Raw genomic sequence first — 19,334 nt, 5'->3', positions numbered from 1 at the left:
TCAACTAAATGATAAAGAGATCGTTAATTTCAATGATGTTAAAGCCGTTACTTACCTCCGGTTTGGTTCTAATTTTGGCCCATGCCAAAGCCTATGCAGCATACAATATGCATTTTTTCCTTCCAGATTTTCCACCTTATACCACCATCGATGAACTGGGTGAACCTACGGGTATTGGCATAGATAAAGTGCTACCTATTTTGTCATCGATAGGGGTGGAGTACACGATGACCGTTTCATCAAATCATGGTAGAGCGTTGTCTGAGCTGAGAAAACAGCGTTCAGATGGCTTCTTTATGGCTTCACAGAATGAAGAGCGAGACGAGTACGCGGTGTTTTCGGCACCCGTGATGAGCAATCGCTGGGTGTGGATTGTGCGTAGTGAAGATGTCGAACAGTTTGCCCCTCATGATCCTGTGTTTAAGAGCCAAGCCAAGGTGACCAGTTTGCTCAATACCAATACGGCTTTTTGGCTGAAAAATCAGGGGTATCAAATCGCCTCTCCCGCCACCCATATCTACGGCTTAATCGAAAAATTGGATCTTAAAGTCGTCGATGCTGTCTTAGTCGCTGAGTCTGTGTTTATGCATAATTATACCAACTTGAGCGGTTATGGCGTGATTCTTGAGGAAGAAAAAGAGTTTGGTCTGTACATCTCTAAGCATTTCCTAGAGCAGCACCCAGAGTTTATGGAACGCTTAAATGAAGCCATTCGACGATTACGCTGATCTCTTGATGATTCTCTACAATTTTTAGGTAAAAGAGTCACATACACTATCCAAACAAGGTGCGATGTACTCAAGTAAACGTGAACACAACGACGTTTATGGCTTCTCATTGATGGAAACCTTCTATCGGTAATGAGACGATTATCACGTAACCAAGATGTTAGGGTGTCTGGGCGTCTTAGTTTTGTTACATTTCGAAATTATTCATAATATTGATTCATAAACAAAAATACATGTTCATTTTTAGTGCTTTGTGTCGCGCTACTCTACAGCGCCTTGAACCTAGCTTCTAATAAAGATGTCAATATTAACCGGAGCAGTGCAAGGTGTTTGAAAAATGAGTGCGATAGTGTTGTCGGATCGGGTTGTTGTACCTAACAAGCACTTATTTTCAATATGGTTACTTGGCCTATTCAATCTCGTATTGCTTTTCGTTCTTATCGGTTGTGCCAACCTTCACTTAGATTCTTCTACTCAACAAGCAGCTAGAGACATTGAAACACACTTAGATCGCATTAAAACTGACTTTGATTATCTATTGAAAGACAACAAGTTAGCAGAAAGTTGTCAATACTTGTTAGTCGACATGCGACAGTCCGTGTTCGAAACCCATATGGCAAAGGAAGTGGCGGTCTTTAGGCAGGGAGGTCAGTTCTTCTGTGCGACCAATAAAGGCAAGGTATCGTTCCATCTCTATCCGCATATCTATCAAGAGCTTCAATCTGTACCGCTTCATCAAACCGTCGCCTATTTTAACGCGGCGATAAATCGTCTTAACTCGATCGGCTTGTTATTTTTGGATGAGCAGCAGCGCGGCGTCAGTATTTTGATCCCGCCGGGCTATCTTTACGAGTTAGTTGCGCAGAAGCTTGCAACTCAACGCATTGATTTTGAGCTTTGGATCGGTGGGCAACGGGTAGAAAATAGGTTGATGCTAACAGCCTTGAATTCGGATTCGGTCAGGGTGAGTGAGTTCAAGGGGGAGCATTTCCCTTTTGCAGTAAAATCCCAAGTGGGTTATGCCTACTACCTGTCTTATATCGCTGATAAATATTGGTTGTTTCTGTTGGTGTCTACTGTTGTTATCGTTTGTTCTGTTGTCTCAAGTAAACGACGTATTGCAAAAAACAGTTTGGAGTTTGCCCTCGTCGATGCGCTCAATCGAGGATATTTCGAGTGTTATTATCAACCGATCGTTGATGCGCATAGCGCTAAGGCAATCGGTTGTGAGGCTTTACTTCGTTGGAATGATCCCAAGCGAGGGTTCGTATCACCGAGCATATTTATCCCTTTAGCTGAAAAGCTAAATTTGATCAATCGCTTGACCTATTATGTCTTTAATCAGGTTGTTGATTTTATCGCTAACAATGAAAGTGCTTTAATTGGCAAATACATTAGTATCAACATAAGCCGTAAAACGTTAATTGCGCCAAGATTGCTTCGTATTGTTAAGCAATTGCAAAAAGCTCATCCTCATATCCTAAACAAGCTGGTATTTGAAATCACAGAGAATGGCGAATACACCGATGAAGAGCTAGAAATTGCAAAAAATCATATTCAGGTTTTGTGTCGCATGGGGGTAAGAATGGCAATTGATGATTTCGGAACTGGGTATTCTGGTCTCAATTTTGTTAGTCAACTTCCTTTTGAAATCATGAAGATAGATCGAGTTTTCGTTAAGAATCTTGACAAGCAGCAGAGTACACGTCCTGTCCTTGACTCGATGCTCAACCTTGCAAGAAGCCGCGACATGATGGTGGTCGTAGAGGGCATCGAAACGGATACTCAGTTGCAAATCCTGTTGGGTATGGGGTTTGTCTATATTCAGGGTTTTCTGTTGGCTAGGCCGATGCCTGAAAAGGAGCTGTTAGATTTTCTTCGCTAACTTAATGGGTAAATAAATATTCACCTTTATTCTCAAAATGAGAATATGGGTCTCTATATTCATAAGTGCCTGTTAATAAATGAAAAAATAATAGGTATCATTTTTGCTCTGTCCCTTATTAGTGTGATTCCAACTTGATAAGGGACCAGATTCTATGAAACTCCAAAGCCTGATTTTTCTTGCAACGAGCGCTATCCCTTTTGTTTCAGGGGCGATAACGACCAGTGACTTTACTTTTGAGTCTGGTGCAGATGCATCTAATTATTCCGCCAAAGGAAAGCCAAACAACACTTACTCTATTGCGGGATCTCTACCAAGCGATGTTCTTCAGAACGTTTATTCAATGCTGCCTGAAGGAACTGTGGTAAACAGCGACTTTATTGCACCCGAACGCTATTCAAGTATAGATATCGATGACCAGTTGAATGGGGCGCCTTACGCTACCGCGACGGTGACTTTTCTCAATGAAGGCGCGGGGTATCGAAATAGTCTCGGGTACTTTGTCTTTGATACCAATAACCCCCCAACGTCTAAAGAAGATATTAATGCACATGTGATTATCTTCCCGAACACCTCGAAACCACGAGAAGGCGAGATGCAGGAGGGTGACTCGATTGATTTGAGTGTTCAACTGACCGATGGTCAAACACTGGCGTTTTTCATCATTCCCAATGGCTGGGGGTGGAGCGGCTCATACAACAATATTTCGAGCCTCGGTAACTGGGGCACACCATTTTATAGCTATCCATCATTGAATCCAGAGAGTACCGCAGAGCATCGTAGGCACAATGTGGCATTTATTGATACGGCGAATGAATTTCTCGTATTAGGTTTTGAAGACATTCGCCGACCTCAAGGTGACAACGATTTCAATGATCTGATTTTTACCGTAAATATCTCTCCGTTCTCTGCTGTGGATGGGGTCAACACCGATGGTTCCACGGACTCAAAATATGAAGTATTGACGCAAAATAGTGACCCAGATATTTCAGTGACGTCGGTTTATCCAAGTTCGGACAGTTACGCGACCATCGCCTTTGAAGACCGCTGGCCATTGATGGGTGATTACGATTTTAATGATGTTGTTTTACAATACCGGGTGACAGAGACCTTGAATGGAGTCAGGGAGCTGAAAAGTATTACGATAGATTATACGCTTCAGGCCATGGGAGCGGGTTACTCAAACGGATTTGCCGTTCAATTACCCAATGTCGATCCCTCTACTGTGTCTTCCGCCACTGTAACGCGTAACGGCGTAGAGGTCGGGCATACCGTCGTTGAATCCGACAACGGTGAAACGGTACTTATCGTGTCTGAGAGTGTCAGAGATGACTTAGATGAACTGGGCGTTTTTTCCGGCAGTTGCAAGTTTTATCGGACTCAAAGTACGTGTTTGGATCAACAAACAGCAGGCGTGCTGGAGTACCAACTCAATGTTCAACTGTCGACCCCAATTGCTCGAGATCTTGTTGGTTATCCCCCTTATGACTCGTTCATTTTCGCAGCCAAAAACACCTACCACGGAGACTTCTTTACTTCTTCCCCGGGGATGCAGTGGCAGACCCACTTCAAACAATTCCCTGGTACCAGCAGCATGGATAATAGTTTGTTAAATCAACACGATGACCGTTCCGCTGGCGGGGTATGTTTTGTAACTGAAAACAATATGCCTTGGGTGATTAATATCCGGGACAACTGGCAGCACCCGATTGAGTATATGGACATCAGTAAGGCGTACACCAGCTTCCCGACTTGGGTCGGAAGTAATGGGGAAACCGATGGAGAATGGTACAAATCTCCGCAAGTGAATCGTGTTATTTCAGCGCAATAGGAGAGTACTATGCAGGGTTTAAATCGAATGACTTTGACCGTTCTAGCGTCACTCTGTTTCACTGGTTGTGGTGGAGGCGGGGGAGGTGAAGCAGGGTCCTCTGGAGGTGGTGCATCGACGACCACTCCCACTGTCACTGCCACCAGTACGCCCATAGAGAATACTGCTGACATTGTCGCTTCTAGAGACTTTTCGTTTGATGTAGGTCAGGTGATTACTCTGAGTGTCGATTATAGCGGTTCTAGTGACGGTGCGGTTCATCTCTATTCACAAGCTGCCTTTACCAGCGATAGTGGAGAGGTCATTGCCGATCCGACCTCGCGTATCACTACTATCTACCCAAGTAGAACGTCAACGGTGACGTTGGAAGTCAATAGTAACTGGCAGCAGATATACGCTCATTGGGTACCGATGGCGAGCAACGAAACAGAACTCAGCCAAGTTGTGAAACTTGATCAGGCTAGCCATAGCTATCAAGTATCGTTCTAATACGGATCTTGAACGCTCTAGTTTGGTCAATCGAGTAACAGTGAGACTTCCAGTAAGTGGGTTAACTTATCGGAGAATTGGTTAAAGTCCTTATCAATTCGCAGATATTTTTCATCAATCGAAGAAAGACTGGTGACCGCTTGTAGTGAGTGGATGACTTCCGAGCGGTGACTATGGAGGTGTTGTTTGAAACTATCGAGTCGTATTTTATGGATATTCTCGACTTGAGTGACTGCTTTGAGGATAGACGCTTGGGTTATTTTGATTGTTTCTGTGTGGTTCATGGAGTGATAGCTTCTGTAGTGTGATCGCAGAAAGCTAACATCTTCATCATTGCAGGGCTATGAACCAGATCAAAAGAGCGTTGAATAATGCTTATGGCTGAGAGAGCAAAAAGGAGCCATTTAGGCTCCTTTCAGTTTAGTACGCGATACCAATACGTTGATTGATATGTCTGGCAAGCGCTCATTTATCCATCATGGCAACGGTAAAGATGCCGGGCTTGAGTGACTTAGAGGCTGATTTTGACTTATTGTTCAGCGACTTCTGTCTGAGATTGCTGTTGTTGAACTTTGTACACTTTACCTGCATTGAATCGTTCTAGGTAATCGGCTAGGTCGCGCTTTACTTCCGGAACTAGGATGTATAGACCGACAATGTTCACCAATGCCATAGCAAAGATCATCGCATCAGAGAAATCGATAACTGGGCCTAAGTTCATTGCTGCACCAATCACGACGAAGACACAGAATTTCACTTTAAAGATAAGCTCGGCAGTTTTGCTCTCACCAAATAGGTAAGTCCACGCTTTTAGGCCGTAGTATGACCAAGAGATCATGGTAGAGAAAGCAAACAGTACGACAGCAATGGCAAGGATGTAAGGGAACCAGCTGATTGCGCTACCAAATGCCGCAGAGGTCAGCTCAACACCCGCAAGGCCAGTATCGGTATCAAGGTAACCAGTAATGATGATAACTAGTGCTGTCATGGTACAAATGACGACGGTATCGATGAAGGGTTCTAGCAGAGAAACGAAACCTTCTGACATTGGTTCTTTAGTTTTCACTGCTGAGTGAGCAATCGCTGCCGAACCAACCCCGGCTTCGTTCGAGAACGCTGCACGTTTGAAACCTTGAATAAGCACACCGATCACGCCACCAGCAATACCTTCACCAGTGAATGCACCGTTGAAGATAGCTGCAAATGCGTCATCAATACGGTCGAAGTTCATTAAGATGATGATCAGGGCTGCACCGACGTAAATGGTCGCCATGAAAGGCACCACTTTCTCTGTTACTTTAGCAATCGATTTGATACCACCGATAATAACAATACCAACGATGACTGCGAGAATAAGGCCAAACAACCAACCTTTATCGGCAAAGAACGAAGCATCACCACCGGTTACGCCAACGACTTGCTTAAAGGCTTGGTTTGCTTGGAACATATTACCGCCGCCGAGCGCACCACCGATAGCAAACACTGAGAAAAGCACTGCTAGAGTACGACCAAACGCTGCGTTGCCGCGTTGCGCCAAACCTTTGCTTAGGTAGTACATAGGACCACCTGAAACAGAACCATCTGGGTTGGTGTTGCGATATTTCACACCAAGTGCACACTCGACGAACTTGCTCGACATGCCCAGAAGACCGGCAAGAATCATCCAGAATGTTGCGCCAGCACCACCGATAGAGACGGCGACCGCGACACCAGCGATGTTACCAAGACCAACCGTACCCGAGAGAGCGGTAGTCAGAGCTTGGAAGTGAGATACTTCACCATCTTCTTTGGCTTTTGGGTCAGAGAATTTACCCGAAACCAACTGAACGGCGTGTTTGAAGCCGCGGAAGTTGATAAAGCCAAGATAAAAGGTAAAGAAGCTCGCAGCCACTACCAACCAAAGAACAATCCAAGGCACCTGCACGTCTGTAAAAGGGAAAGGAATGGTCGAAAAGATCATGCCTACAAATGGGTTGACGATAGGTGCAACGACTTCGTTGATTTTGTCATCCAAGTTGGATGCCGCAGCGCTACCCGCAAAAATACTTGCCAAACTGGCAAGCGCTATACGCTTTGTCATGCTTTTCCTGCCTATGCATTATGGTTTATATGAATATTATTTATATAGATGTTGTGTTTGTTACATGTGTGTAACAAATGGCTATTATTCATTTTATAAATAGCTCCGCAACATCTTTGGCGGAAAACTTGATCCAGCAAACAATTCTGACATTCGCTAACACTAGACAGTTAAATTGAACTTCTTCACTGCTTTTTATTAAAAAAGTGGAACATTTGGCGATGGTTTCGTTTTTAATATAGTTGTTAATACTGTATTGAAGGCCGAAATATAAAACTGTGTGATTAAAGTTTGAACAGCAGACAAATTCGTGTTGAAGCCAATAATAAGTGAATTGTGATGATTTATGTTTTTTGGTTGCATACCAATTCATCACGGTCAGTAGGCGACTCGTGAGCCCTCATGAATCAAATCGATGATGGGTAATCAAAATGGCTTTCTCTCTCGTATACAAACTTAACACCAGAGAGGAGAACAATGTATGGAACTTCAAATTGAATCATTGGAAGGTGGTATTTACCTAGCGTATTCAGTACACGAAGGCGATAGGATGCTTTTGCGCGATACTAAGCAAAATCCGCTCAAATTTTGTAGCCTTTCCCAAGCCAAAGAACATTTTAAAGACCAGTCGTACCAAAGCGCATCATTGGTTCATCAAAGCGCTTACGATGAAATGTGTGGTGAGAATATAGGCTCCAGTCACTCTCTTAAAACCAATCTGATGTGGTTTTAAAAGCGTTATAAGCGGCGGGAAGGACAGCGAAATGTGCTTCCTGTACGCTTTACGGAACGCTGTCACTTGATTGTCATACTCGATGGGTATGTTTCTGCACGGATATTATCCATAACATTTTTAGAACGATATACGAATGTTAAAGCCAGAAGCAGAAGAAAATGACAAGAAAGTTAAATGAACTAGATGATGTGATCATCAAAAACCTGCAAAACAACGGATTTATCAAAAGCGAAGCTGAGGCGTATTTAAAGCGTAATGTGTACAAGCTGGACAAGCATGAAGTGGACACAATTAAGAACTACGCAGAGCACTTCGGCCTCAACGCAAAAGAGCGAATCATTGAAGATATCCTTGAGCTTCGCAGAGAAGCACTGATGGTAAAGCTTATCTCGCAAACAGCGTTAGGGTAACCGTTAGCGCAAGAAAGGTCGCGCCGCAGCGAGTGTCAGACTCGACCTGAGGCGCAGCGCGGTGACTAGGGCAGATCAAAGATAAGCGCAGTGGCGGGGGCGTGACTTGAATTGGTTATCGAAATCGATGTCACTCCTTCAACTTTTGCCCCATCTCCCGAGTTGATAAGGGTATTGTCTATGGTCAGTTGTCCTTCTACTTGATGAAGGTAAACGTTTCTGCCTTGGGCGACCTCAAAGTCAATCTGTTCGCCAGCAGGTAAAATCAATTGATGAAGAGAGGCATCTTGCTTTATTTGTAAGGTACCATCGTGTCCATCGGGTGTTGCGATAGGCGTTAAACCTTCCGCTTGACCAAAATCTTTCTGTTGGTAGCCAGGTTCATTGCCAAAGGTGTTTGGTTGAATCCAGATCTGTAGAAAGCGCAGGGTGTCTGAGTCAGACGCATTGTATTCGCTATGATAAATCCCACGACCAGCGGACATTAATTGAAACTCACCGACGGGCAAGGTCTGAATGTTGCCCTCACTGTCCTTGTGCTCAATGGTACCTTTCAATACGTAGCTAATGATCTCCATATCTCGATGACCGTGTGTGGCAAAACCGGCACTTGGCTGAACGATATCGTCATTAATCACTCGCAGAGCAGAAAAGCCCATGTGTTTGAGATCATAGTAATCACCGAAGGAAAACGTATGTTTACTGTCCAGCCAGCCAAAACTAGCACTACCACGATCATCTGAGTGTCTAACTGTAATCATAATATTACCCTCCTAGGGTTGGTCTTAAGCGATTTTGTTTGCGATAAATTGATCAATAGCGGCTTTGCCTGAACCTGATAATGCTAGCGAAACACTCGCCGCCATAAGCGCTAGGCCAAATTCATAGCCGTTGTTTGACATGAAAAGTCCGTTCTTAAAGTGAACTGAGAAAATGGCTACAAGCATGGTAAATGCAAGAGCAATGGAAGCCGGACGGGTAAGTAGGCCAAGCAAAATTAACAGACCACCAAAGAACTCAGCACTCCCCGCTAACAACGCCATTAGCACACCAGGCCCTAGACCGATAGACGCCATCCACTGACCTGTTCCTTCCAGTCCATAACCGCCAAACCAGCCAAACAATTTTTGTGCTCCATGGGCCATAAAAATAATGCCAACGGGGAGACGTAGTGCCAACGTGCTATACCCTGCGTGTGATTCTGTCAGTGTTTTCAGTAGAGATTTCATAGTGTCTTCCTCAAATATTTCAAATTAAATTTCCGCGGTTATATGCGTTTACCTCAGTGATTTGAACTAAGTTTAGGCGCTGATGAAGTGAGATTAAATCGTAGAAAATTAACATACTCGTTCGAAATATTTGAATAAGTGTATGTGCGACGGGAGAGTCTCAAACTAGGGAACTTGGCTAAGATTGGATTGGTGACTGCAAAGGTAGCGGCGCTCATTGCTATGGTTTGGCAAACTAACCAGACCTCAAGTCTCTATTGCACTGGTTTCCAACGAATGCGGCTGTGCAATATCGTTCAATACTGTTTCTTTCTTAGGGATTATCTTGCTCAAAAAGAGGAGACAACGAGATGGAAAATCTGATTTTGGCGATGGTGGTATTTGCTTTCGTGGGGGCCGTGACGCCTGGGCCAGTGAATTTGTTAGCGACAACGACAGCGGTAAATGATGGCCTAAGGGCAGCGTTAAAGCATGTTTTGGGCGCATCAATAGCCTATGCGATTGTTGTGTTTGCGACAGGACAGATGATGCAAACCTTGGTAGCTATATTGCCGAAGCTTGAAGTTTGGATGCAGTTGATCGGCAGTAGTTTTTTGTTTTACCTTGCTTATCAAATCTTCGCGGCACCAGTGAAAGGGGTTGCTGTCGAGCCAGTAAAGAGTTCAGGCTGGTTAACTGGAAGTTTGACTCAAATAGTCAATCCCAAAGCTTGGTTGGTCGCGATGTCTGGTGTCAGCCTTTATGTGCTAGGGCAGGAAAATGAGCAGTATTCGTTGTGGCTCTTTACTCTCGTGTCATTGTTCGTCTGTGTGATCGGTGTTGGCGTATGGGCGATGATTGGCGGGGTTTTGGCGAATCGACTTGCAAATCCACGAGTTCATCGCCAATTTAATAGATTGATGGCCATAATGTTATGCGCATCTGTTGTGCTGATCTGGCTCTGAGTGGAGTAGTGGGTGAATGAAGAGAGATAAAAGTGCGAGCTTCAAGCAGAGTACGATGCTGCCATGGATCGAGCTGCGTGTCGCCAACCAGTCGACGGCATGCTACGACGCCCACTCTCATGACGAGTTTTCCTTTGGCATTATCCATCAAGGCCGAGCAGATTACCGAAATCGACGCAATACACATCAGATTGGCCAAGGGGATATCGTGACGATTAACCCTGCAGATGTCCATTCCTGTAATCCATATCATGGCACTTGGTCCTACAGTATGCTGTTTGTTGATGCGTTGGAGATGGGAGAGATCCAGCAGGAAATGACGTCAAAGCAACATTATGATTATGTGGCCTTTAAGAATGATCTAGAGCGTCATCCTGAATTTCAGCAACGATACTTGGCACTTTTTTCGGCGCTTCAGAATGAAGAGGGTCTGTTGTTAGCTCAATCTTGCTTGTATGACTTTGTTGAGCTCAGTTTCCAGCATGGAGTCAAAACGATGACCAAGACAGGCTTATCGAGTCTCGCGATGGTCCGCGATAAGCTAATGGATGAACTGGGCCACGCTCACTCTTTAGAAGCGTTAGCACAAGAAGTAGGGATGAGCCGATATCAGCTTTTACGTGCTTTTAAGGACCACTATGGGTTACCGCCCTATGCCTATCTAATCGATGAGAAGATCAAGCGTGCGAAAGTAATGCTCAGATCAGGAGCTGATATCGTTGATATTGCTCACCGCTTAGGGTTCTCGGATCAGGCGCATTTTCAGCGACATTTTAAAAAGAAACTGGCGGTAACACCTAAGTTTTATCAATCTCACTTTGTGGAGTGAATCCCGCCTGATGTTGGAAAATAATCTCACCATTCGTGCTTATACCCGTCAACGCAATGGGCATGCACATGAACACCATCAACTGGTACTACCTATCTTGGGCACCATTATTATTGAACTGGAAGGTTACCAAGGCAAAGTGTCAGTCGGTGAATGCGTGGTAATCAAGGCCAACACCTTTCACCATTTCCGCGCTAATGAAGCTGCGCGTTTTGTGGTCGCTGATTTGAACATATTACCAGATAGTTTGCTGGACATGGACGCATTGGTTTTTCCGATTTCAGCGCCACTCCGTTCTTATCTGACCTTCGTCGAATCTCAGCTTCAGCATCGAGTCACCCCTGCTATTGAAGCCCCTATGGTTGATATGTTTGTCAAGCTATTGGCGGAGCAACAAGCTGGGCAGCGACTTGATCATAGAGTCAGGGCGGTGTTACATCATATTGAGGAAGATCTGGCGAGAGAGATAACAGTTGAACATTTGGCAAAAGTCGCCTGTTTGAGTGCGACGCAGTTTAAAAAAATTTTTAAACAATCCACTGGGTTAAGTGTTCTTCAATACGTGACCAAACAAAGAATGGAAAAAGCTAAAGCACTCCTGACGCATACGGATATCCCTGTCCAGCTTATTGCAGAGAGAGTCGGGTACAAGGACCTATCAGCTTTCAGTCGTCGTTTTTCATCATCATTTGGACTTTCTCCTCGCGCATTGCGCGGCGGATGAAATTGAGTCTGTAAAATCAAATAGAGTGTCTTTTCTGCAAAGTTAAGCGTTAATTTATTCTTTATTCTGTGTCTATCAAAATGATACGACAAAGAGTATAGATATGAATCAGACACTAAAAGCTCGTCAGGAAGGTTTCGGAGTTTTGGTCATCCTGTTTGCTTCTTTATTGTGGGGAACGACCGGTACCGCAGCCACGTATGCCCCCGATATCAGCCCGCTGGCGATTGGCGCTTTTTCGATGGGCGTTGGCGGCATTATGATGGCTCTGTTTGCCTGCGACACGATCAGAAAAGACCGACAGATACTCGTTTCCAATAAACTTGTTTTATTGCTGGGGGCACTGGCTTTAGCGGTTTATCCTCTTGCGTTCTATAGCTCGATGAGAATGGCGGGTGTCGCGATTGGAACCGTGGTATCTATCGCGAGTGCACCGTTCTTCGTTGCATTGCTGGAGTGCCTGTTTGGCAAAGAAAAGTCAATTGATACTCGCTGGGTGATAAGCTTGACAGTGGGCGCGACTGGCATCGTTTTACTGACTCTATCAGAGACATCAACGTCAATACAAACCGGTGTAGAGCAAACCAAATATATAGGGATAGTGCTTGGATTGCTCGCGGGGTTCACCTATGCCACTTACGCATGGACGGCAAAAGCGCTCATCATCGAGGGCGTGCATTCCAAATCTGCGATGGGGAGCATATTTGGCTTGGGTTCACTATTGCTGCTACCTTCATTATTTTTTACTGGTGGTAATTTGTTTGCGACATCTATCAATGCATCCGTTGCCTTGTATATGGCGTTGGTTCCAATGTTTCTCGGCTATGTCTGCTTTGGTTATGGGTTAACAACGGTATCAGCAAGCAAAGCAAGTTTACTAACGCTGTTTGAGCCTGCTGTGGCCGCTGTACTTGCTGTGGTTGTAGTGGGAGAACATATTGGCCTACTGGGGTGGATAGGAATTGGGCTGATCATGGTTTGCTTGTTACTTCAATCCTATCAGCCCAAACATAGAGAGCCCTTATTAGCGGCGCAAAGCCAGTGACACTTTGGAAGTCGGTTGGCGCCCTAAGGCGTCGCTGATTTCCCACCCTGCTTGGGCAAGGCGATGTAAATCCACGCCCGTTTCAATCCCTAAACCTTGGCAAAGGTACACAACATCTTCTGTCGCGACGTTACCCGACGCGCCTGCAGCATAAGGGCAGCCCCCTAAGCCCGCGACGCTGCTATCGATAACATGGACCCCCATTTGAAGGGCTTGATATATATTGGCGAGCGCTTGCCCCCAAGTATCATGGAAATGAACGGCGACCTGATGGGAGGGCACTCGCTCAAAAACCGCATCGAGCATGTTGGCCACTTTTATTGGTGTACCTGTGCCAATGGTGTCGCCAAGAGACACTTCATAGCAACCAAGTTCTAATAGTGCTTGGGCAACTTTGGCGACCTGAGAAGGCTCGGTTGGACCATCATAAGGGCAATCGACGATGCAGGATAAGTAACCTCTAACGGGGAGGCCTTTGTCTTGTGCTTCAGCCACCAGAGGCCGGAATCGTTCAAGGCTTTCTTCAATAGAACAGTTAATGTTTTTCTGACAAAAGCCTTGTGAAGACGATGTGAATACCGCGACTTCGTCGGCATTGGCGTCGATAGCCTGCTCAAACCCTCTCATATTCGGTGTTAGGGCAGCATACTTCACGTTCGATGCGCGAGTGATTTTTGCCATGACTTCCAATGAGTCCGCCATTTGTGGCACCCACTTAGGTGAAACAAATGATCCCGCTTCGATGTGGGTGAGACCGCAGCAAGAGAGTTGATTGATCAGCGCGACTTTTGCCTCGGTTGAAACGGCTTGCTCATTTTGCAAACCGTCGCGAGGACCAACTTCGACTATCTTGATCGACTCTGGCAGTAGCGAGGTAGTCATCATTCACTGCCTCCTATCGCCCAATTTGGTGGCCGCTTATCAAAGAAAGCCTTTAGACCTTCTTGCCCTTGGTCGGATACCCTAACTTGTGCGATTAATTGACTGGTATATTCAATCAAAGCATTATCAAGCACCTGAGTATCACACTCTCGGATCAGTGCTTTAGTTTGAGTCAGGGCCGCGGGGCTATTGAGCAGCCATTGATTGACGATATCATTGACGGTTTTTTCCAGTTGGCTGATTTCGACAGCTTCATGAATTAAACCAATCTCAACCGCTTTGTTGGCGTCGAAACGTTCAGCAGTCAGCATGTAGCGCCTTGACTGGCGAGCACCGATCGTGCGGTTTACATAGGGCCCAATGGTCGCTGGAATTAATCCTAGCTTTACCTCACTGAGGCAGAATAGGGCGCTATGGTCAGCAATAGCGACATCACAGCAGCAGATTAGCCCGAGCGCTCCGCCAAACGCACAGCCATGAACAACAGCGATAGTTGGGTGAGGGAAGTTGTCCAAGCAATGCATCAACTGAGCAAGTCTTGAAGCATCTTGCTGATTTTCCAGTTCACTTTTAGCTATCATTGACTGCATCCAGCCAAGATCAGCGCCTGCCGAAAAGTGTTTTCCGTTACCACGTAACACTAAACATCTCACCTCTGAGCGCTGAGCCAGTGAGTGAATCGATTCTATCAACTGTTCTATGACCTGAGCGTTGAACGCATTGTGCTTGTCTGGCCGATTAAGCAACAGAGTGGCAACGCCTAAGTCATCGATGTTGCCAGTGAGATAGCTGTTATCGATTAGATTTGTCATGCTATGCTCCTACATTCTAAAGATACCGAATTGGCTATCGGGCATCGGAGCATGCTCGGTTGCGGTAAGCGCTTGAGCCAAGACATGTCGGGTCTGTTTCGGATCAATGATGCCATCATCCCAAAGGCGAGCACTCGCATAGTACGGGTGGCCTTGTTCCTCATACTGATCAACGATAGTTTGCCTAAACTGGCCTTCTTCCACTTCTGACCAAGGTTCACCTTGGCGTTTCAAAACCTCACGCTTGACTTGGGTGAGTACGCCCGCGGCTTGTTCTCCGCCCATTACTGAGATTCGGGCGTTAGGCCACATCCACATCAGCGTTGGCTCATAAGCTCGCCCACACATGCCGTAGTTGCCCGCCCCGTACGATCCGCCGATGATAATGGTGAACTTAGGGACGTCAGCGCACGCCACTGCCATGACGAGTTTGGCGCCATGTTTGGCGATGCCACCTTCTTCAACTTTTTTGCCGACCATGAATCCGGTAATGTTCTGTAGGAACAGCAATGGAATTTTTCGCTTAGCACACAGCTCGATAAAGTGGGCCCCTTTCTGAGCTGATTCCGCAAACAAGATGCCGTTGTTGGCGACAATACCAATGAGTTTGCCTTCAATACGAGCAAAGCCACACACCAGCGTCATGCCGAATAAGGCTTTAAATTCATCGAAATCGGAATCATCTACAATACGTGCAATCACTTCTCTCACGTCGAAAGACAAGCGCAAGTCAGCATTGACGACGCCATAGATGTCCTCAGCGGGTAGACGTGGTGGTAAAACCTTGTGTGTTTGAGGGATCACAGGTTCTTGGTTGCTGCTAGCAAGTGCTTCTCTCGCCATATGGAAAGCTTGTTGTTCATTTTCCGCGTAGTAGTCTGCTACCCCAGATTTACGGCAGTGAACATCCGCGCCGCCGAGTTCTTCGTCCGTGACGATTTCACCTGTGGCGGCCTTAACTAAAGGAGGCCCTGCTAGGAAAATAGTGCCTTGTTTTTTTACGATGACCGAGACGTCGGCCATGGCAGGAATATAAGCTCCCCCCGCGGTACAAGGACCAAGAACTACCGCTATTTGGGGTATGCCCTTGGCGGACATACGTGCTTGATTAAAGAAAATACGCCCGAAATGGTCTTTGTCTGGAAACACCTCTGCTTGGTGAGGTAAGTTCGCACCGCCCGAGTCGACTAGATAAACACAGGGTAAGTGGCAGCGCTCGGCAATTTCCTGAGCTCTGAGGTGCTTTTTCACTGTCAGTGGGTAATAAGTCCCGCCTTTAACAGACGGATCGTTGGCAAGCACCATACAGGTTACCCCTTTGATCTTGCCGATACCTGCAACGACACCGGCGCAAGGGATGGATTGTTCGTAAACATTCCAGGCCGCGAATTGGCCGATTTCTAAGAAATCTGAACCTTGATCGAGCAGCAGATCAATGCGCTCTCGTACGGGAAGTTTGCCTTTCTTGCGCTGTCTTTCAACAGCCCTAGCGCCGCCACCTTGTTTGATGGATTCAACATCTGCGTTCAATTTTTCGACCAGTCCACTCATCGCTTGCTGATTCTTAGTGAACAGGGGAGAGTCGGTTTTGATTTTAGTTTTTATGATTGCCATAACATCCTCGTTAGCGTGATTCTTCAAACAGCTCACGCCCGATAAGCATCCTGCGAATTTCGGAAGTACCCGCACCAATTTCATAGAGTTTGGCGTCTCTTAATAAACGACCTGCAGGGAACTCATTGATATATCCATTGCCACCTAGCAACTGGATGGCATCCAGTGCAAGCTGTGTGGCTAATTCGGCACTGTAAAGAATCACACCTGCGGCGTCTTTTCTTGTTGTTTCACCTCGGTCACAGGCAGCGGCTACGGTATACACATAAGCGCGTGCCGCGTTGGCACGGGTATACATATCCGCCACTTTGGCTTGCACTAGCTGGAATTCACCGATGGATTGACCAAATTGTTTACGGTCATGAACGTAGGGTACGACAAGGTCGAGACAGGCTTGCATAATACCGAGCGGGCCCGCTGCCAGAACAACGCGCTCATAATCTAAGCCACTCATCAAGACTTTGACACCTTGATTAACTTCACCAAGTACGTTTTCAACCGGTACTTTGCAGTTGTTGAAAACCAGTTCACAGGTGTTAGAGCCTCGCATACCGAGTTTGTCGAGCTTTTGAGCGTGGCTGAATCCAGCAAAATCACGTTCGATAATGAAGGCAGTGATACCCCGTGAGGCGGCGCTAGGGTCTGTTTTGGCATAAACCACCAGTACATCTGCATCAGGGCCATTAGTGATCCACATCTTGGTGCCGTTCAACACATAGTGATCGCCGTGTAAATCAGCTTTGAGCTGCATACTGACAACGTCTGAGCCTGCATTGGGTTCACTCATTGCTAGTGCGCCAATGTGGGAGCCGTCGATTAATTTAGGCAGGTATTTCTCTCTTTGAACCGCATTTCCGTTGCGAAAAATCTGATTGACGCATAGGTTTGAATGCGCACCGTAACTCAATGCAACAGAAGCAGAGGCACGGCTAATCTCTTCCATGGCGACCACGTGTGCCAAATAGCCCATACCTGCGCCACCATATTGTTCGTCTATGGTCACGCCAAGCAAGCCCATTTCGCCCATTAGCGTCCATAAGTGGTTTGGAAATTGATTTTCCTCATCCACTTTGGCCGCGATAGGTGCAATGTGCTCGCGGGCAAAAGCATTGACGTGTTCCCGCAACATATTGACAGACTCATCGAGCCCAAAGTTGAGGGGGGTGTACTGAGATATCATATCGCCTCCGATTCAGCGGTTATTGCTGGTTACGATCCCTGGCAGATACATGATGTCTCGCGAAGTGCTAGCTGGCTTTAGAGCGCTGTAACGCTTCTTCACATCGCTGACGAGCGGTATTCAAATCGTCAAGAACAATGGTGATGTCCTCAAGTTGGCGTTTGAGTACTGCTTCTTTTTCGTCAATGATTTTGAGCATCTTGATCAACTGGGTATCTATTTGATTCGTGTCGTAAAGCTCTAACAAGTCGCGTATCTCGGCCAAGGAAAAACCAAGTCGCTTGCCTCGTAAAATCAACTTGAGACGAACCCTGTCTCTGCGCTGATAAATCCGCATACTGCCCTTGCGGTCAGGCTGAATTAGGCCCATATCTTCGTAAAAGCGGATACTTCTTGTAGTGATATCAAACTCTTTAGCGAGCTCGCTGATTTTGTATGTTTCCACCAGATGAAACTCCCCAACTGCTAGGTATTAGACAATCACACTTTCCACTACGACGGTAAAAAAGATTTTACAGGTTGTGAATGTGTTTCTTTACGTTAACGTAAATGTTAGTGCTATGCTTACGTAAACGTCAAGAAAATAACCATGCAAAAAACAAATGGCTTTAAAAAGTGAAAGCGGCATCGTGAATTGAGCCGTTTTGTCGTCGCTGAATGAATAAAGCCGTCACTCAACAATCTTTTGAGGAGCAGGCAATGCAAGAGAAAGAGATTTGGATAGTTGCAGCAAAGAGAACGCCAATGGGGCGTTTTCAAGGGATGCTTTCTGAATATTCTTCCCCCAAGCTCGGGGCGGTCGCGATTAAAGCGGCAATGAAAGAACAATCTTTATCGCCAGATTCAGTTGACGAAGTGTATATGGGATGTGTGTTACCTGCAGGCTGTGGGCAAGCCCCTGCGAGACAAGCGGCTCTGGGAGCAGACTTACCGACATCGGTGGGTTGTACCACTATCAACAAGGTGTGTGGCTCAGGCATGAAAGCGGTGATGTTGGCCCACGATCTGATCCAAGCTGGTAGTGCCAATTGCATTGTTGCGGGTGGTATGGAGAGCATGACTAATGCGCCGTACCTACTGAAAGAGTCACGCTCTGGCATGCGAATGGGACACAAATCGACCTACGACCATATGTTCCTCGATGGTTTACAGGATGCGTACGAAGGTGAGCTCATGGGTGTCTTCGGCCAACAAACCGCTGATAAACTTGAATTTACTCGTGAACAAATGGATGAGTGGGCCACTTTATCGGTCAACCGAGCGATTGAAGCGCAACAGCAGGCGTTATTTGCCGACGAAATTGTGCCCGTTGCCCTAAAAAAAGCGCCACCTCTTGATTATGACGAGCAACCGCGCTCAATAAAGCCCGAAAAAATCCCTCAGCTCAAGCCAGCCTTTGCTAAAGAGGGCTCGATTACCGCTGCCAACTCCAGCGCAATATCCGATGGTGCTGCCGCTCTTGTGGTGATGGATGCGCAAACTGCCAAGCAGCAGGATTTGGAACCACTGGCCATTATCAAAGGTCATGCAACGCATGCCCGTATTCCTGCTGAATTCACATTAGCACCTGTTTATGCGATTGAGCAGCTTCTATCGCAGCTAGATTGGGCGGTGGACGAAGTGGATTTATGGGAAATCAACGAAGCCTTCGCTGTGGTAACGCAGATCGCGGTGAAACAGCTTGGCCTGGATAGCGAGAAGGTCAATGTAAAAGGCGGGGCGTGCGCATTAGGTCATCCGATTGGCGCAAGCGGTGCAAGGATTCTTGTCACGCTGATCCATAGCCTACGTCAGTTACAGGCTCTGGGTACAGATGGAAATCAGAACAAAAAACGCGTGGTGCGAGGTGTTGCATCACTCTGTATTGGTGGCGGTGAAGCAACCGCAATGGGTATTGAGATCCCACTATAAAAGAA

Annotated in this window: 20 protein-coding genes; 11 read left to right on the top strand and 9 right to left on the bottom strand. The window is 46.2% G+C overall.

Features of this window, described 5'->3' with window-relative positions:
* Positions 1–32 precede the first annotated feature (32 nt).
* The 4 genes from TW84_RS07865 (at position 33) to TW84_RS07850 (ending at position 4,933) form a co-directional block, all read left to right on the top strand.
* Complete coding sequence (locus TW84_RS07865) at positions 33–728, top strand: substrate-binding periplasmic protein (RefSeq protein ID WP_045975108.1); 696 nt, start codon at positions 33–35, stop codon at positions 726–728.
* 337 nt (positions 729–1,065) lie between these two features.
* Positions 1,066–2,613: an EAL domain-containing protein gene (locus tag TW84_RS07860; protein WP_045975107.1), complete on the top strand. Its 1,548-nt coding sequence runs from the start codon at positions 1,066–1,068 to the stop codon at positions 2,611–2,613.
* A gap of 154 nt (positions 2,614–2,767) precedes the next feature.
* Positions 2,768–4,444, top strand: coding sequence for an LruC domain-containing protein (locus TW84_RS07855; protein ID WP_045975106.1), 1,677 nt, complete (start codon positions 2,768–2,770; stop codon positions 4,442–4,444).
* A gap of 9 nt (positions 4,445–4,453) precedes the next feature.
* Complete coding sequence (locus tag TW84_RS07850) at positions 4,454–4,933, top strand: hypothetical protein (RefSeq protein WP_045975105.1); 480 nt, start codon at positions 4,454–4,456, stop codon at positions 4,931–4,933.
* A 26-nt stretch (positions 4,934–4,959) separates the two neighbouring features.
* On the opposite strand, the gene TW84_RS07845 is transcribed toward TW84_RS07850, so the two are convergent.
* Together TW84_RS07845 and TW84_RS07840 are read right to left on the bottom strand one after the other, a co-directional pair.
* Entirely contained in the window at positions 4,960–5,217 is a 258-nt protein-coding gene (locus TW84_RS07845; RefSeq protein WP_045975104.1) for a hypothetical protein, read from the bottom strand.
* A gap of 245 nt (positions 5,218–5,462) precedes the next feature.
* Entirely contained in the window at positions 5,463–7,013 is a 1,551-nt protein-coding gene (locus TW84_RS07840; protein ID WP_045975103.1) for an alanine/glycine:cation symporter family protein, read from the bottom strand.
* 481 nt (positions 7,014–7,494) lie between these two features.
* Here TW84_RS07840 and TW84_RS07830 point away from each other — a divergent pair, with 481 nt between their 5' ends.
* Positions 7,495–7,746 (top strand): DUF6482 family protein, encoded by a 252-nt coding sequence (locus TW84_RS07830; protein ID WP_045975101.1) that lies wholly within the window; start codon positions 7,495–7,497, stop codon positions 7,744–7,746.
* A gap of 161 nt (positions 7,747–7,907) precedes the next feature.
* Positions 7,908–8,159 carry a hypothetical protein gene (locus TW84_RS07825; RefSeq protein WP_045975100.1) on the top strand — a complete coding sequence of 84 codons (252 nt, stop codon included), beginning with the start codon at positions 7,908–7,910 and terminating at the stop codon, positions 8,157–8,159.
* A 65-nt stretch (positions 8,160–8,224) separates the two neighbouring features.
* Here the strand turns inward: TW84_RS07825 and TW84_RS07820 are convergent, their stop codons facing one another.
* Both TW84_RS07820 and TW84_RS07815 read right to left on the bottom strand, forming a co-directional pair.
* A complete protein-coding gene (locus TW84_RS07820) occupies positions 8,225–8,920 on the bottom strand; it encodes a pirin family protein (RefSeq protein WP_045975099.1) in 696 nt (231 codons plus the stop codon).
* 24 nt (positions 8,921–8,944) lie between these two features.
* Positions 8,945–9,388 (bottom strand): DoxX family protein, encoded by a 444-nt coding sequence (locus TW84_RS07815; RefSeq protein ID WP_045975098.1) that lies wholly within the window; start codon positions 9,386–9,388, stop codon positions 8,945–8,947.
* A gap of 350 nt (positions 9,389–9,738) precedes the next feature.
* Here TW84_RS07815 and TW84_RS07810 point away from each other — a divergent pair, with 350 nt between their 5' ends.
* The 4 genes from TW84_RS07810 to TW84_RS07795 all read left to right on the top strand — a co-directional run bounded on the left by TW84_RS07810 (position 9,739) and on the right by TW84_RS07795 (position 12,930).
* Complete coding sequence (locus tag TW84_RS07810) at positions 9,739–10,332, top strand: LysE family translocator (protein ID WP_045975097.1); 594 nt, start codon at positions 9,739–9,741, stop codon at positions 10,330–10,332.
* A gap of 16 nt (positions 10,333–10,348) precedes the next feature.
* A complete protein-coding gene (locus TW84_RS07805; protein WP_045975096.1) occupies positions 10,349–11,161 on the top strand; it encodes a helix-turn-helix transcriptional regulator in 813 nt (270 codons plus the stop codon).
* Between the two features lie 10 nt (positions 11,162–11,171).
* Positions 11,172–11,885, top strand: coding sequence for a helix-turn-helix domain-containing protein (locus tag TW84_RS07800; protein WP_045975095.1), 714 nt, complete (start codon positions 11,172–11,174; stop codon positions 11,883–11,885).
* 103 nt (positions 11,886–11,988) lie between these two features.
* A complete protein-coding gene (locus tag TW84_RS07795; RefSeq protein WP_045975094.1) occupies positions 11,989–12,930 on the top strand; it encodes a DMT family transporter in 942 nt (313 codons plus the stop codon).
* Here the strand turns inward: TW84_RS07795 and TW84_RS07790 are convergent.
* From TW84_RS07790 to TW84_RS07770, 5 genes are all read right to left on the bottom strand, one after another.
* Positions 12,910–13,815, bottom strand: coding sequence for a hydroxymethylglutaryl-CoA lyase (locus TW84_RS07790; RefSeq protein WP_045975093.1), 906 nt, complete (start codon positions 13,813–13,815; stop codon positions 12,910–12,912). The genes TW84_RS07795 and TW84_RS07790 overlap by 21 nt on opposite strands.
* Positions 13,812–14,624, bottom strand: coding sequence for an enoyl-CoA hydratase/isomerase family protein (locus TW84_RS07785; RefSeq protein ID WP_045975092.1), 813 nt, complete (start codon positions 14,622–14,624; stop codon positions 13,812–13,814). The genes TW84_RS07790 and TW84_RS07785 overlap by 4 nt, the downstream gene beginning before the upstream one ends.
* A 9-nt stretch (positions 14,625–14,633) precedes the next feature.
* Complete coding sequence (locus TW84_RS07780; RefSeq protein WP_045975091.1) at positions 14,634–16,238, bottom strand: carboxyl transferase domain-containing protein; 1,605 nt, start codon at positions 16,236–16,238, stop codon at positions 14,634–14,636.
* Between the two features lie 10 nt (positions 16,239–16,248).
* Positions 16,249–17,418 (bottom strand): isovaleryl-CoA dehydrogenase, encoded by a 1,170-nt coding sequence (locus TW84_RS07775; RefSeq protein WP_045975090.1) that lies wholly within the window; start codon positions 17,416–17,418, stop codon positions 16,249–16,251.
* Positions 17,419–17,485: 67 nt separating this feature from the next.
* On the bottom strand, positions 17,486–17,863 hold the full coding sequence (locus TW84_RS07770; protein ID WP_045975089.1) for a MerR family transcriptional regulator: 378 nt from the start codon (positions 17,861–17,863) through the stop codon (positions 17,486–17,488).
* Between the two features lie 254 nt (positions 17,864–18,117).
* Between TW84_RS07770 and TW84_RS07765 the strand changes: the two genes are divergently transcribed.
* Positions 18,118–19,329 carry an acetyl-CoA C-acyltransferase gene (locus TW84_RS07765; protein WP_045975088.1) on the top strand — a complete coding sequence of 404 codons (1,212 nt, stop codon included), beginning with the start codon at positions 18,118–18,120 and terminating at the stop codon, positions 19,327–19,329.
* Positions 19,330–19,334 lie beyond the last annotated feature (5 nt).

The sequence above is a fragment of the Vibrio neptunius genome, from assembly GCF_000967495.1.
Taxonomy (GTDB): Bacteria; Pseudomonadota; Gammaproteobacteria; order Enterobacterales; family Vibrionaceae; genus Vibrio; species Vibrio neptunius.
The sequence above is the reverse complement of the archived record's forward strand: the minus strand, read 5'-3'. Positions and strand labels throughout refer to the sequence as shown.